The following is a 13,612-nucleotide window of genomic DNA, read 5'->3' as shown; positions in this document are numbered from 1 at the left end:
GATGCAGCCTTGGCACCGCCCCACACCGCCAACCGCCTCCCGCGCCGCACTGACCGTCACCGGCCAAGGGACAGTCATCGCCAAGCCAGACACCGTCCTCATTGCGCTCGGGGTGCGCACCGAACACGTCCATATTCAAGAAGCGCTTGCTGACAACGCGAAACGCACCGACGCAGTCATTGGAGCACTCAAGGCGCTTGGCGTGCAAACAGAAGATTTGGAGACGACGGCGTTTTCCATCTATCCCCAATACGAACATCACAATGGAGCCGACGTATTATCCAGCTATGGAGTCGAACATTGGCTTGAAATCACCGTCCGCGACCCTAAAAAAGCCGGCGCCATTTACGAGGCGGCCGTTGCCCATGGAGCAAACCTCGCCCGCGGCTTGGAATTCCGTCTAGCAAACGAACAAGCCTATTACCAGCAGGCATTGGCGTTGGCCGTGAAAAACGCCAAAGAAAAAGCGCTGGCCATCGCCCGCGCTCTCAGCTTGCCTCTTTATGACACGCCGATTGAACTGAAAGAACAGTCATCGATCCGGCCGACGCCATACGGTCCGGCTGTTCTCAGCGTTCCCTCATCAGCGCCGCCTGTGCAGACGCAAGATGTTGTCATTACCGCCGTCGTGGAAGCGGTATTTGCTTATTCGTTCATTTCGTGATATCGACTTCATGGACACGAGCGCCGCCAAACAGCTCGACGCGGGTGGTTTTCTTTTTCCCGTTCGAATGGACGATGGTCACAGCGTACGCGCCCGGCAAATACGGGCCGATTTTTTTGACAAATGGGTCTTTCGTCGCCTCCTCTTCCGTTTTCACCCCATTGACGACAAGCGACGCCTCCGGATCATCGACGCGCACATGGAGAAAATAGAGGGCTGGCTCAAACACATACCGGTCCTCAAACACATGAATCGTAAACACCGGCGGGTAAGATGTCAATCCTTTAATATACACGTGGCCGCTCTTGCGCTGGCGGGCAAACTCCCGATCTAGCTGTTTATACGCTTCTGGGTGCCGTTCCACATACGCGAACAACGGCGCCAACGTTTTCTCGTTGATCGGCACGCTTTCCTCCGTCACCCGCAGCATCGCCTGCAAAGCGGCCACATCGCGGTCTTCGATCGCATCTTTTAAACGCATAATGGCCATTTCTCGGCTCGCGGCCGTCTTCAACGCCCCATACCCGCTCCAAAGAAGCGTGCTCGCCCCCCACAGAACGACGATGGCGACAAGCAGCCAGCCGATGAGACGGTATTGCTTTTTTCTCCTCTTTTCCCGAGACAAAACGCGCGCCTGCTGCCTCTTTTCGCTACGCGCCAACGCCGCGGCGCCGTTCTGACCGCCGCGGCTTCCCGTTTCCCCCTCAATGGCATCCGGTTCGAACACGCGCGGTTTCATGAGCGCTTCCCCTCTCCTTCTCGCTGTCTAGTTCCACTTTATGTCAGAGACAGGGAATATATGTTACACGAACAACGGTGCGCTTTTTATTATACCCGCCTGAGCGAAAAACGGATAGCCGTTTGCACCGCCCATTATCGCGAAAACGAAGCGTTCGGTCGCTCCATTCGCCGCCCGACTTGTTGAAACATCCAGGCGTATAAGGCCGCGCTTCCTAGCGCCAGCATCCCAAGGACAACAAACGTCCATGCATAGCCGATCCATTCCGCCGCGGCGAGCGACAGCGGCGCCAACATCCGCCCAATCGTAAAACGGAGACTGGCGGCGGCAAAATATTGGCCGCGCATCGCCTCCGGAGCCAAGCGGGAAATGAACGATTGCTGCAAGCCAGCTGTCATCAACTCAGCCAGCGTAAACAGCGCCATGACCGCGATCAATCCGAGCAGCGAAGACGTTTGACTAAACAGCCACATCGAGATGCCGTATAAGACGGATGAACCCACAAACGCCTGCCGCTCCGAGTAGCGAGACATCCAACGCGTCACAGCCACCGTGCATAGTGCGACCAACAGACCGTTTTCGGCAATGAGCCAACTAAAGGCGCTCGCGCCGTCAATCGTCCATCCTGCCCATGTTTCGGCTTCGACCGTTTCTTTTGTATATACCGGGATCAGCAAGTCAAGCTGTGTAAACGTTTGTGCCACCAACACTCCAGCAACGATAAACAGGAAAAAGACACGGTCGCGTACAATGATGGCATACTGCTTGAACTGCGTGCGCAAAAAAGACTGCCATGTCCCTCTCCTTTGTTGGCCGGCTGCGGCTAGAGGCGCCGTCTCACGCAACGTTTTGGAGAGCAGTGTTGCCATCGCAAAACATGAACATGCCGCCAAAAGCAATAAGGCAAACCGATGCTCAGCATAAAAAAGACCGCCAATTGTCGGGCCGATGACAACAGAAATATTGATGGATGTGTAAAACACAGCAAACACATCGCTCCGGTCTTTCTCCGGAACCACATCGGACACCATCGCCTGGCTCGCCGGCCAATAAAATGACCCGCAAATGCCAGCCAGCGTAAAACTAAGAAATCCAACAAACGGCGACGACCACCACGGGGAGCTGGCCAAGGCGAAAACGAAAAACGCCGCCCCCTGTCCGTAGGCGGATAACACCATCATCCGCTTGCGTCCGAATACATCAGCACAATAGCCGCCCATTAAATTGGTGATGACCGAGAACAACTGCGAAACAATCAACAACAACCCCGCTGTCTCTTTGCCAAAGGCATCGGCAAAATAAATCGATATAAACGGAAAAAACATCCAAAAGGTCGTATTCATGAGCGCCTCGCCAAACAGGCGCACTTTTAGGTTGCGGTCCCAATCGCGTATTCGCATCCGCTGTCCCCCTAATCTTTCGTCTTTCGAATTTCTTTGGAAATTATATCATATTTTTATAGGGGATCGGAGAAATATTTTTCAAATAAAAAAGGGCTGACCCAAAAGGGTGTTTTTCCTTAAACCAAACACAACATATTGTTTCATGCCTATATACATAATAAAAAAAAGTGTCCCGATCCTTTTGGGACACCCTCGACTTGCATTTCTTTTGTCTCTTACTTGCGGATGAATTGCTGCGTCCAAATATATCCATTTTCTTCAAAACCAACGCCGATGTGCGTAAAGTTTTTGTTCAAAATGTTCGCGCGGTGGCCTTCACTGTTCATCCACGCATTGACGACTTCCTGTGGTGTGCGTTGGCCTTTGGCGATGTTTTCCCCGGCAGCCGTGTACGAGATGCCGAATTTTTTCATCATCTCAAATGGAGAACCGTACGTCGGGCTGTTGTGCGAGAAGTAGTGGTTCACGGCCATATCGCGCGATTTTTCGCGTGCGACTTTGCTGAGGGCCAAGTCAACTTGAAGCGGCGGCAAGCCGTATTTTGCCCGCTCTTTATTCGTCAGTTCAACGACTTGTTGCTCATAGGCGTTTAAGCCAGTTGCTTTTTGCGGTGCTGCTGTTGGGGCCGTCGCTGGCGTTTTCGCCGGTGCTGGCGTATTCGCAGCCGGTTTCGTCGCTGGCTGTTTGACCGTTGCCGGCGCCTGCGGTTTTGTCGTTGGCTGTTTTGCCGCCGGTTGTTGTGTTGCCGGTTTTACGGGTTGAAACGACACGAACGGGAAGTATTGTTGCAGCCATTTCTCAAAATCTTGAACGTTTGTGCTGACATATTTTACTTGATACGCATTCGCTGTCGGACACGTCGTCCCAGCTGCTTCCGTTTTCGTTGCCGCGAACGAAGCGCCGGCGAGTGCGACCGAAGCTGCGATTGTTGCTACCATTTTTTTCTTCATCGGAATTCCTCCTTGTATCCTCTATTTGAAAGTTTCAGAGATATTGCGTCCGTCAGTCATGCCTACACGATGAGATTCGAAGAGGAACGGTTTCGTTGTTCCCTTGCCTTCGCCCTCATTATAACACGGGTTTTTTGTAATATTTTTGGGCTAAAATGGAAAAAAACGCAGGCTGGCAACACCCGGAAAAACAAGCGCTTGTTTTCATTGCCAGTTGGCTGCCCATCACGGCAGTTGCAACGATTGGAAGCGGCATCCTTTCACTAACTGCCCTTCCTTTTTCCCCTCTATTATTCTAGCCACCCACATTTTTCTAGGAAAAAGGGAGTTGACAGCCTCTTTTTTGGACCATTTCGTTTAACAATTGTTACAGCTGTGTTACAAAACAGGGGAGATATTCACATTCTTGTTTTAAAAAAGAAGCTGGTGGCGATCAGCCCCAGCTTCTGTCATGATCTTTTTCGTTCCTAGTCGACAACGAGCACCGTTTGCACTTCATTCGGCTTCACCTCGACGGCAAACGTCCCGCATTCGTCCGCCGCGAGCGAGTCAAGCGGCTCCTCGTTGAGATTCGCGCGAAAAACGCCCGAAAACGGCTTGTTCCATTGGAACGCCGCCGTCGTTATCGTTGGCGTTGAATTGTAAAAAAGGAGCTTATCGGCATACAGCCGCACCCGTTCGACAAAGCGCATCGATCTCCATCCCCCACCGTCTCATCGTTTGCTACTATTTTAGCAAGAACGGATGGCGGTTGGCTATAGAGCGCCTCTTCTATTGCGATAGTTGATGCCCCTCAACCAACACCGGAATGCGTTCTTTATATTTCTCCACCCATCGGCGGTTATGTTCGTCCGCCCCCTCAATGTTGCCGCTTAAAAAGATCGGCGGTTCTATTCCATTTTCCGCCATGAGGACAATCGCCTCGGCGAAAACGGCGTTTAAAATCGCGCTGCCGATCACGGTCGAAGTAGGGGCAAATGGAACGGAAACATTCGGATGAGCTAAAATCGCGTCTCCTCTCACACAATGATTGTCAATCACCAAGTCCACCACTTCATACAATAACCGACCGCTCTTATGCCGCGACGGTTGACTCTTCGAATATTCCAAAGATGTAATCGCGATCGTGTACGCCCCTTTCTCCTTTGCTGCCAACGCCACATCAATCGGAACAGGATTGCGCCCCGATGTGGACAAAACAAAAAACACATCTTCAGGACGGATATCCTCATGATTGATAAAATTTTGTGCCAAATCATTCATTCTCTCCAACATGGACGACCGCACCGCCCCTTCGTGAAGCATCAGCGGCTCGACAAAGATCGGTTTCACCGGAACAAGCCCTCCCGCCCGGTAAAACACTTCCTCCGTCAAAATATGGGAATGGCCGCATCCGAATAACTGAATGATTCCGCCGTTTTGAATCGCTTCGCTTACCATATGGGCGGCCTTTTTTAGATTGTCCTTTTCATGGCTTAAAACGAGTTCCAGATGTTCATTGATTTTTTGGAAATATTGATTGATCATCGGCCATTCGCCCCTTAAGCGCTTGATTTCCTATCCCTAAACTAGATTTAGCCCGCCGCAGCCACGGTTAGACCCGCTCCTGCAGCCAAAAAAACGGCTTCCCCTATAAAGGAAGCCGTCCGTCGGTTCCATCGCATTCCTTGCTTTACTGCCCTGTATATCCGCCAACCGGGATATTGTCCTTCCGCGCCACCCCAGTGCGGTAAGCGGCTTCGATGACCGCTTGTCTGACGCGTTCAACGACTTTGCTGTTGAAGACGCTCGGGATGATGTATGTTTCGTTCAATTCATCCTCCGTCACGACAGAGGCAATCGCCTTCGCAGCGGCAAGCTTCATTTCCTCGTTAATTTCTCTCGCCCGGCAGTCGAGCGCCCCGCGGAAAATGCCCGGGAAGCAAAGGACGTTGTTAATTTGGTTCGGATAATCAGAACGTCCGGTCGCCATAACGCGCACGTACGGTTCGGCCAGCTCCGGATCAATTTCCGGAATCGGGTTGGCCATCGCAAACACGATCGGGTCGCGCGCCATTTTTTTCACATCTTCCACTTTTAAAATGCCGGGAGCTGAGACGCCAATAAACACATCTGCGCCGGCGATGACATCGGACAAGCTTCCTTTCAGATTATCCGGGTTCGTGATTTGCGCATATTCTTGCCAATACGGATTTTCATACGTTTCATCGCGATGGATGGCGCCGTGGCGGTCGACCCCGATAATGTTGCGTACGCCGGCCGCAAGCAAAATTTTCGTGCAGGCGATGCCAGCGGCGCCAATGCCGGTGAGAACCACTTTAATGTCCTCGAGTTTTTTGTCGACGATTTTCAACGCATTAAGCAATCCGGCCAAGAGCACGACCGCCGTGCCGTGTTGGTCGTCATGGAACACCGGGATGTCGAGCTCTTCCTTCAACCGCTTTTCAATCTCAAAGCAGCGCGGAGCGGAAATGTCTTCGAGGTTAATGCCGCCAAACGCCGGGGCGATCGCTTTCACAATTTGGATGATCTCTTCCGTATCTTTCGTGTTCAAGCAAATCGGAAACGCGTCCACTCCGGCAAATTCCTTAAACAGCATCGCTTTCCCTTCCATGACCGGCATCGCCGCATACGGGCCGATGTCGCCCAGCCCGAGCACCGCGGTGCCGTCCGAAACCACGGCTACCGTATTCCGTTTAATCGTCAACGAATACGCCTTGCGCGGATCTTCAGCGATGGCCGTGCAGACGCGCGCCACGCCAGGCGTATACACCCGCGACAAGTCGTCCCGCGTTTTCACTGGGATTTTTGAATTTGTTTCAATTTTCCCCCCGATGTGCATCAAAAACGTGCGGTCGGAAACGTTGATGATTTTGACGCCGCGAATTTTTTTCAGCGCCTCAATGATCAAATCGCACTGCTTCGTGTCGAGGGCGCTGACGGTGATGTCGCGCACCGTGTGAACTTTGCTTGATGAAATGACGTCAATTCCGACAATGTCCCCGCCCGCTTTGCCGATTGCGGCGGCGATATCGCTGAACGAGACGATATCTTTTTCGAACTGGAGACGAATCGTAATGTTCATCGCTGCCCCGCCTGGTAATGCCATAACAATCGTCCTTCCTTTTCTCTATTTTTGTTTAAATCAGTAAATCATCTTACGGTACAAATGTTATCCTATGAACCGGAAAAAGACAACCCTTATTGTACACCCCTTTCGGCAAACACATGCATCTTTCCGCCGAACGTGAAACAGCATGCGTCCTGAGCCAGCGCAGCCTTCTTCCCACCGTTCATGTTCCGCTGTTGGCAAAACAGCAACAGGGGTGGCTGACGGCAGAAAAACAACATGCAAGAAGGAAATCAGAGCAGCAATGAAGTAAACGTAAAAGAAAGGAAAAACTAGACAGGAGCGAAAAAGAATGAGAGAAAAGCTGTTTCTCGTGCTGGCCAACTTGTTTTGGGCCGGCAATTACGTCATCGGGAAGTCCATCATTGCGGAAACGGGCCCATTTTGGCTGACGTTGATCCGTTGGTGCGCCGCTTTTATCGTGTTGGCGCCCGTATCGTACTGGCTTGAGCGGCCGCGCTACCAGGACATCATCAAACAATATTGGCTGCCGCTCGCTGCAGCCGGAATTCTTGGCGTCATCGGCTATAATTTGCTTTTATACGGCGCGCTCGCCTATACATCGCCGATGAACGCAGCGATCGTCAATTCGCTCAATCCGGCGATCATCGTCGTGTTGTCGTATGCGCTGCTGCGGGAGCGGCTGTCAAAAACCAATATTGCCGGCTTTTTGTTGTCGCTGGCCGGTGTATTGTTTATTTTAACGGATGGGCATATAGCACACGTCTTCCGAATGAACTACAACCGCGGTGATTTGATGATGCTCGCCGCCGGTGTCGTCTGGGCGCTTTATTCGATCATCGGCAAAAAACTACCCGTCCCACCGATTACAGCGACAACGTGCTCCGTTTTTTTTAGCTTGCTGCTGCTGTGGCCGTTCGCATTCTTTTATCCGTTTCCAGCTGATCACATAAGTGCAGCTGGGCTCGCCGGATTGGTCTATATTTGCTTGTTTCCGTCCATTCTTTCCTTCTTATTTTGGAACATCTCAGTGCAAAAAGTCGGTCCGAGCCATGCCGGTGTATATTTAAACTTAATTGCCGTATTTACCGCTGTGATCACGTTTTTGCTTGGCGGTGCTCTATCCGTCCTGCAGCTGGCCGGCGGCGCAATCGTCTTGTTCGGCGTCTATTTGGCGACAAAAGCGCCGAAAGTGAAGACGGAACAAGTGGATATCGCAGGATGACGGCCGGGCCGTTTGGCGGACAGCATCATCAAAAATAAAACCCGCCATCACAAGCGGGAACCTTTAGCCATGAAAAACAGCGCCGCCCGCCGCACCCAAAACCCTGTTGCATGCACAAGCGGTCTCCCCTCACCCAAAGGGAGACCGCTTTTTGGCTATTGGAGCAATCGAAGGAACTCACGCATAAACGCCGGCAAATCCGGCCACGCATGGGCGGAGACGAGGTTGCCGTCAACGTGGACTGTATGGTCAGACACATACGTCGCTCCTAGCGCCTCAACCCCCGGCTTGCAGGCAATATACGCTGTCAAACTCCGTCCTTTCAACAAATCCGGCATCGTTTCAAAAATGAGCGAGGCGTGGCAAATTGCGGCAATCGGCTTATTCGCCTCAAAGAAATGACGGACGATGCGCTGCACGTTTTCATCAAGGCGAATGTATTCCGGCGCCCGCCCGCCTGGAATGACTAACGCATCGTATTGCGTCGGGTCGATCTCGGCGAACGATGCATGGGCGTCGATCAAATAGCCTTGTTTTTCCACATACGTATCCCAGTCGGCAAAATCATGGACAACGGTGTGCAGTTTCTTTTTCTTCGGCGCGGCAATCGTTACGTCATGCCCTTCCTCCAACAAACGATAATACGGATAATACACCTCCAGCGCCTCAACAGCGTCGCCGGTGATGATCAACACTTTTTTGCTCATGGATTCCCGCCTCCTTGTCCATTTTTTTCTTTCATTTCTATCATACTGGAAACGAGTGAAAAGGAAAAGTAAAATGATTGGTGGAAAGGTATGAAGCAGCAGAAACGAGAGTCGCTATGGTTGCGACAGTAAGGAGGGAAACAGAATGACCATCACCTCATGGCTGGCCGCCTCGCGCCACACCGTCGTGCTGACCGGCGCCGGCATGTCAACCGAAAGCGGGCTGCCCGATTTCCGCTCGCCGCGCACCGGGCTGTGGGCGCGTTTTAACCCGAGCGAACTCGCTACCATCGATGCGCTGTACCATCGCCGTGAATCGTTCGTCGAGTTTTACCAATATCGCATTCGCACCTTGCAACAATGCCAACCGCATGACGGACACCGCTTATTGGCCGATTGGGAGCGGCGCGGGATCGTGCAAACGATTGTGACGCAAAATGTCGATGGCTTTCACCAAGAAGCGGGAAGCCGACGCGTCATCGAACTTCATGGCTCGCTCCGCACCGTCCATTGTCAGCGGTGCGGGGAGTCAAAACCCAGCTTTGTCTATTTGCACGGTGTGTTGACGTGCGAATGCGGCGGAGTTTTGCGCCCGTCGGTCGTGCTGTTTGGCGAGCCGCTGCCGGAGAAAGCCATCGATCAAGCGTGGGAAGCGGCCCGCCAAGCGGACTTGTTCGTTGTGCTCGGCTCCTCTCTGCAGGTATCCCCAGCCAACCAGCTGCCGCTTGTTGCCAAGCGGAGTGGGGCTAAACTCGTGATCATCAATTGGGAACCGACGGAACTGGACGATCTCGCCGATGCTGTCATCCATCAGCGAAAAATCGGTGAAGTGCTGAACGAGCTCAATGAGCAGTTGGCGGAGGTGGATCCATGACCAAAGAAACGATGTTGCAAATGGCGCTCGAATCGATCGGCGACCACTCCCACATCCGCCATTGGCGCCGCGTATCAGGCGGCGACATCAATGACGTCTATCGCGTCCAAAGCGGCAAACAAACGTACTTTATCAAAATGCAACGTTTCCCGCCGAGTGGATTTTTCGCTGCCGAACAGATGGGCCTCGAGCTGATCAGGCAAGCACGCGCCATCAACGTTCCGCATACCTTCGGCTTCGGGGAAGCGGACGGCTGGGGCTGGCTCGTCTTGGAGTGGATCGAAGGAACAGAAACGGAACAGACGGCCGAACAGCTCGGCCGCGGCCTTGCCCGCCTCCATCAATGCCGCGGACCGGCGTTCGGGCTTGACCGCGATACCTATATCGGCATGCTGCCGCAGCGCAACGGCTGGTACGGCCGCTGGACCGACTATTACCGCGACGCCCGCCTTAGACCACAAATAACGCGAGCGGCGGAGAGAGGCCTCCTGCCCGTCAAGCGGCGCAAACGTCTCGAATGGCTGCTCGAGCGGCTTGACCAATGGCTCCCGGATGACTGTTTTCCGTCGCTTTTGCATGGCGATTTATGGAGCGGCAACTGGATTCCAGGACCAGACGGAGTGCCGTATTTGATCGATCCGTCTGTTTTATATGGCCATCATGAGTTTGAGATCGCGTTTACCGAGCTGTTTGGCGGCTTCCCAGTCCGGTTTTATGAGAGCTATCGCGAGCTTATGCCGCTCTCGGCTGATTATCATGGCCGAAAACCACTCTACCAGCTGTTTTACTTGCTCGTTCATCTAAATTTATTTGGCGAAACATACGGCAGCGCGGTTGACCGCGTGCTGGATCGTTACGCGGGGGAGTAGTTTTTCCTGCTTCCCCCGCCATCCTTATTCAGCACGGATCGCTTCGAGCAGCGCATCACCGTTTTCGCTCACGCGCACATAGGCAAACCGAACATTCTCTTGCCGTTTCATCCCCGTTTTTTCCGGAATGAAATACGATTCAATGCCATACACGACTTGCGGGCCGTGAAACGTACCGGTGATGATCACATCCCCCGGTTGCGGCGTGTATCCCGGCCTTTTTTCCCCATTGACCATATATACGCCAGCCAAACGGTGCACCCCGTCCTCTCCTTTTCGCAGCCCGACTTGCACCCGTCCGCTTCCGTCAAGCGACGGAATGGTGGAAATATCGTACCGAAGCTGAATATAATCCCCTTGCAACATGGAACGTGGATCCAACGGTTCAAGTTCCAACTTTACTACATCACCATATCGCAACAATCGTTCTTTTTGCCACACGGTATAACCTAAAAATGAAAATTGAGCGATCACGACTATGAGCGTCAACAACGAAACGCGCCGCCCCCAGCGCACGCCCAGCCTCCATGTGAAGCCATTTCGTTTCTCAAGCCATACCGCCCATGCGAGCAACACCGCTCCCGCCGCCAGCAAACTGACCGATTTATGAAGCAAATTCCATGCGAGTTCATAATATTTCAGCACGAGATAAAGCGCTGTGTACACCCAAGCGGTCTTCCGCTCCAGTTGCCGACCGCGGAAAAGAAAGAAGGCAAGCGCCAAAATCATGGCGATATTCAACGTCACGTACAGTCCATCAGCCGCAAACACATCAACGCTTGTCGCAATCCCAAGCGCGCCGAACGCCAAGACAAGCGGAGTGAGAAACGGCGTTTCGCGAAAGCGGCCATACGCATACAACCCGCCGTTGACCAAAGCCAAGGTGAGCAACACCATCCGGCCGTCATCCATCACTGAACTTAAGGCGATCCCTAAATAGACCGTCAGCGCCGCCGTCGTCAACCGGCGCACTCCGCTGTCTGATGATCGGATGACGCCAATCGCAAGCCCAATGGCATAGAGGAACAGAGTCGACCGCGAGACCTCCCACGCCATCGCCACCCCGAGCCCGTAACCAATAGCAAGCAGTGTATAACGAACGACCGGATTCCAACGCCGGCCAAATGAGGCGGGAACGACAAATCCAAAGATGGAAATGAAAAAGAGCACGTAAGGCGACCATGACTCTGTCCAAAGGAAATACAAGCCAAGCAGGCTTTGTATGGCCAACGCGGAAGCCGCAAGCGTGACAATCGCTTGAAACGACGCCAAAAAACGCCTTCCAGCTTTCGTCTCCGCTGAAAACAGCCCAGCCCGCCGCAATAGCACAACGCCGCCGCACAGCACAGCAGCGGCCGCCATAAGCCCAATGAGAAGCAGCCACGTTTCAAAATGATCTGCGAGCAAGCGAATGTATTGAATGAACAAAAACAGTCCAGCAAACAAACTCGTCAACAACACGTACGGCCGCTGCTTGGCGATGACAAGAAAATAATAAAGCAACACGGCGAGCAACACGGTATACACGTATGGCCACCATGCGTCGCGCCCATAGGAAAAACCGGTTACGTCAATCACAAGCAGCCAACCTTGCATGGCAATATAAGCGAGATGGGCGACTAACGGCGTACGGCTGACACCAACCAGCACGCCGTTGATCGCTGCAAACAATAAGAGCAAACCAAACGACGACCATTCCGTCCACTCAATCCGATAAGCGGACGGAAAATAATAAAACCAGCACGCAAGCTGCAACAACCCAATCGCGATCACGGACAGCACCCGTTCTTTTGTCAGCAGCGCCAACAAAGCGGTCGGCGCAAGCCAGGCAAGAAACAGCCAATAACTGTCAGCATGCGAATTGTAAATTTGTCCAAGCAACGCCAACGCAATGCCAAATGACAACACCCCGCCGATCAGCATCCAGCGCCCTAAGAAACGATGGCGGCCCCAAAGCGCCGCGCTTGCGATGTAAAATGCCGCCATCATGCCGATGCTGATTCCGACTTTCACCTCTCGCCCCATCCCCGGCCAGTTGGCGGCAAAAAAATACACAATGCCGGCAATGATGCACAAAAACGCCAACGCATACCCCGTTTTCACGATCCGGGCCGCCATATCGCTTCCTCCCTGTGACTCAGATCTTTCCTCTATAAAGCATATGCTGAAAAAGCTGTCTAGAAGACCAGTGAAAACACGCCTTATTCCATCGCATTTTCCTAGTTACCACCGGCCTTTTAGACTTTTTTCTTTGTTGCGGTGAAGAACATTATGGTTGGAGATAATTTTTTAAGTGGAAAATTTCCATATCATGCTCTGTCACTTTTTTCATCAAATAATCGATGGATGCCTGTTTGGAAGAGAACTCGCGCGAAGCCAGATCAAGAGCGGCCTGATGCTTATGAAGCATGTTCTCGATGTGGCGAAAGTGGCTCCGCATTTCTGTTGCGAGGTTGTCAACTTTTTCTTCGACCCGTTCAACTTTCGCTTCAAGCCGTTGTTGCCCTTCTTTGAGCGTTTGCACGTCGCCCTTGATCATGTCCATGTCCGCTTTCAACGTTTGCACGTCACCTTTGACCGCGTCCATGTCCGCTTTCAACGTTTGCACGTCACCTTTGACCGCGTCCATGTCCGCTTTCAACGTTTGCACGTCGCCTTTGACCGCGTCCATGTCCGCTTTCAACGTTTGCACGTCACCTTTGACCGCGTCCATGTCCGCTTTCAACGTTTGCACGTCACCTTTGACCGCGTCCATGTCCGCTTTCAACGTTTGCACGTCGCCTTTGACCATGTCCATGTCCGCTTTTAATGTGCGCACATCCTCTTCCACCCGGTGAAGCCGCTGTTCCAAGCGGGCTTGCCCCTCTTGCAACAACTGCACTTCACCTTCCAAGCGCGCCTGTCCTTCTTTCAGCGCTTGGATCTCGCCTTCCAAACGCGCTTGTCCTTCTTGAAGGGCCCGGACATCGCCTTCGATCCGATCGAGCCGCATGTGGATCGGATTCAACTTTTGGTCAAGCAATTCAGCCATTAGTTGCACGAGTTCGGCTTGGCTCATCGTTTCTCACCTCCTTTCCCCCATTGTATCAT

At 52.8% G+C, this 13,612-nt stretch carries 13 protein-coding genes; 4 read left to right on the top strand and 9 right to left on the bottom strand.

The window, feature by feature from the left end; translation table 11 throughout:
* The first annotated feature begins 1 nt into the window (after position 1).
* Positions 2-664: an SIMPL domain-containing protein gene (locus JCR24_RS10480; RefSeq protein ID WP_014195621.1), complete on the top strand. Its 663-nt coding sequence runs from the start codon at positions 2-4 to the stop codon at positions 662-664.
* On the opposite strand, the gene JCR24_RS10475 is transcribed toward JCR24_RS10480, so the two are convergent.
* The 6 genes from JCR24_RS10475 to JCR24_RS10450 all read right to left on the bottom strand — a co-directional run bounded on the left by JCR24_RS10475 (position 654) and on the right by JCR24_RS10450 (position 6,865).
* Positions 654-1,403 carry a zinc ribbon domain-containing protein gene (locus tag JCR24_RS10475; RefSeq protein ID WP_011230940.1) on the bottom strand — a complete coding sequence of 250 codons (750 nt, stop codon included), beginning with the start codon at positions 1,401-1,403 and terminating at the stop codon, positions 654-656. The genes JCR24_RS10480 and JCR24_RS10475 overlap by 11 nt on opposite strands.
* A gap of 134 nt (positions 1,404-1,537) precedes the next feature.
* On the bottom strand, positions 1,538-2,803 hold the full coding sequence (locus JCR24_RS10470; RefSeq protein ID WP_238980582.1) for an MDR family MFS transporter: 1,266 nt from the start codon (positions 2,801-2,803) through the stop codon (positions 1,538-1,540).
* A gap of 218 nt (positions 2,804-3,021) precedes the next feature.
* Positions 3,022-3,756: a CAP domain-containing protein gene (locus JCR24_RS10465; RefSeq protein WP_011230938.1), complete on the bottom strand. Its 735-nt coding sequence runs from the start codon at positions 3,754-3,756 to the stop codon at positions 3,022-3,024.
* 467 nt (positions 3,757-4,223) lie between these two features.
* Positions 4,224-4,448 (bottom strand): glycosyl hydrolase-related protein, encoded by a 225-nt coding sequence (locus JCR24_RS10460; RefSeq protein WP_129447279.1) that lies wholly within the window; start codon positions 4,446-4,448, stop codon positions 4,224-4,226.
* Positions 4,449-4,527: 79 nt separating this feature from the next.
* Positions 4,528-5,283, bottom strand: coding sequence for an SIS domain-containing protein (locus tag JCR24_RS10455; RefSeq protein ID WP_238980581.1), 756 nt, complete (start codon positions 5,281-5,283; stop codon positions 4,528-4,530).
* A gap of 145 nt (positions 5,284-5,428) precedes the next feature.
* Positions 5,429-6,865: an NAD-dependent malic enzyme gene (locus JCR24_RS10450; RefSeq protein WP_033025224.1), complete on the bottom strand. Its 1,437-nt coding sequence runs from the start codon at positions 6,863-6,865 to the stop codon at positions 5,429-5,431.
* 313 nt (positions 6,866-7,178) lie between these two features.
* Here JCR24_RS10450 and JCR24_RS10445 point away from each other — a divergent pair, with 313 nt between their 5' ends.
* Positions 7,179-8,072 carry a DMT family transporter gene (locus JCR24_RS10445; RefSeq protein WP_023634139.1) on the top strand — a complete coding sequence of 298 codons (894 nt, stop codon included), beginning with the start codon at positions 7,179-7,181 and terminating at the stop codon, positions 8,070-8,072.
* 155 nt (positions 8,073-8,227) lie between these two features.
* Here the strand turns inward: JCR24_RS10445 and JCR24_RS10440 are convergent, their stop codons facing one another.
* Positions 8,228-8,779, bottom strand: coding sequence for a DJ-1/PfpI family protein (locus JCR24_RS10440; protein ID WP_033025223.1), 552 nt, complete (start codon positions 8,777-8,779; stop codon positions 8,228-8,230).
* A gap of 145 nt (positions 8,780-8,924) precedes the next feature.
* Between JCR24_RS10440 and JCR24_RS10435 the strand changes: the two genes are divergently transcribed.
* Together JCR24_RS10435 and JCR24_RS10430 are read left to right on the top strand one after the other, a co-directional pair.
* Positions 8,925-9,653 (top strand): NAD-dependent deacylase, encoded by a 729-nt coding sequence (locus JCR24_RS10435; RefSeq protein ID WP_014195614.1) that lies wholly within the window; start codon positions 8,925-8,927, stop codon positions 9,651-9,653.
* Positions 9,650-10,522 carry a fructosamine kinase family protein gene (locus JCR24_RS10430; protein WP_014195613.1) on the top strand — a complete coding sequence of 291 codons (873 nt, stop codon included), beginning with the start codon at positions 9,650-9,652 and terminating at the stop codon, positions 10,520-10,522. Before JCR24_RS10435 ends, JCR24_RS10430 begins: the two co-directional genes overlap by 4 nt.
* A gap of 24 nt (positions 10,523-10,546) precedes the next feature.
* Here JCR24_RS10430 and JCR24_RS10425 read toward each other — a convergent pair whose 3' ends face one another.
* Together JCR24_RS10425 and JCR24_RS10420 are read right to left on the bottom strand one after the other, a co-directional pair.
* On the bottom strand, positions 10,547-12,640 hold the full coding sequence (locus JCR24_RS10425; RefSeq protein ID WP_033025220.1) for a GDYXXLXY domain-containing protein: 2,094 nt from the start codon (positions 12,638-12,640) through the stop codon (positions 10,547-10,549).
* Positions 12,641-12,791: 151 nt separating this feature from the next.
* A complete protein-coding gene (locus JCR24_RS10420; protein WP_062898572.1) occupies positions 12,792-13,580 on the bottom strand; it encodes an ATP-binding protein in 789 nt (262 codons plus the stop codon).
* Positions 13,581-13,612 lie beyond the last annotated feature (32 nt).

It is taken from the genome of Geobacillus sp. YHL (assembly GCF_022341265.1).
Classification (GTDB): Bacteria; Bacillota; Bacilli; order Bacillales; family Anoxybacillaceae; genus Geobacillus; species Geobacillus thermoleovorans.
The sequence above is the reverse complement of the archived record's forward strand: the minus strand, read 5'-3'. Positions and strand labels throughout refer to the sequence as shown.